The organism is Planctomonas deserti (assembly GCF_003067705.1).
GTDB lineage: Bacteria > Actinomycetota > Actinomycetes > Actinomycetales > Microbacteriaceae > Planctomonas > Planctomonas deserti.
Window position 1 is genome coordinate 1 of sequence record NZ_QANL01000021.1, and the last position, 890, is coordinate 890.

At 61.2% G+C, this 890-nt stretch carries 2 pseudogenes; both read left to right on the forward strand.

Annotated elements, in window-relative coordinates:
* Positions 1-556, forward strand: a pseudogene (locus DAI20_RS19265) (ADP-forming succinate--CoA ligase subunit beta); the annotation flags it as partial.
* Between the two features lie 20 nt (positions 557-576).
* Positions 577-890, forward strand: a pseudogene (locus DAI20_RS19270) (succinate--CoA ligase subunit alpha); the annotation flags it as partial.

Sequence of the window (890 nt, forward strand, 5' to 3'; positions counted from 1 at the left end):
CGACGGCAACCTGTACGCGCTGGACGGCAAGTTCGACAGCGATGACAACGCCGCGTTCCGCCAGAAGGCCCTGGTCGCCATGCGCGACAAGACCCAGGAAGATCCGACCGAAGTGATCGCTTCGGAGCTGGACATCAACTACGTCACCATGGACGGCAACATCGGCTGCATGGTGAACGGCGCCGGCCTGGCCATGGCCACCATGGACGTCATCAAGCTCAACGGCGGCGAGCCGGCGAACTTCCTGGACGTGGGCGGCGGTGCCAACAAGCAGCGCGTCATCGAAGCGTTCAAGCTGATCCTGTCCTCGGACAAGGTTGAAGGCATCTTCGTCAACATCTTCGGCGGCATCGTCCGCTGCGACATGATTGCCGAAGGCATCATCGCCGCCGTGAAGGAAGTAGGCGTCAAGGTTCCGGTCGTGGTGCGCCTGGAAGGCACCAACGTGGAAGAAGGCAAGCAGCTGCTGCGTGACAGCGGCATGGCCATCATCCCGGCTGACAACATCAACGATGGCGCCAAGAAGATCGTTGAAGCTGTCAAGAACGCTGCCTGATTCGACACCAAGGAATTCCCATGTCTGTTTTGATTAACAAGAACACCAAGGTGATCGTGCAGGGCTTCACCGGCCAGCAGGGCACCTTCCACGCCACTCAGATGATCGAGTACGGCACCCAGGTTGTTGGCGGCGTGACCCCGGGCAAGGGTGGCACCACCCACATCGACCTGCCGGTCTTCAACACCGTTGCCGACGCCGTGCAGAGCACCGGCGCCAACGCTTCGGTCATCTACGTGCCGCCGCCGTACGCGGCTGACGCAATCCTGGAAGCCGCTGCTGCCGGCATCAAGGTCATCGTCTGCATCACCGAAGGCATCCCGGTGCTTGACAT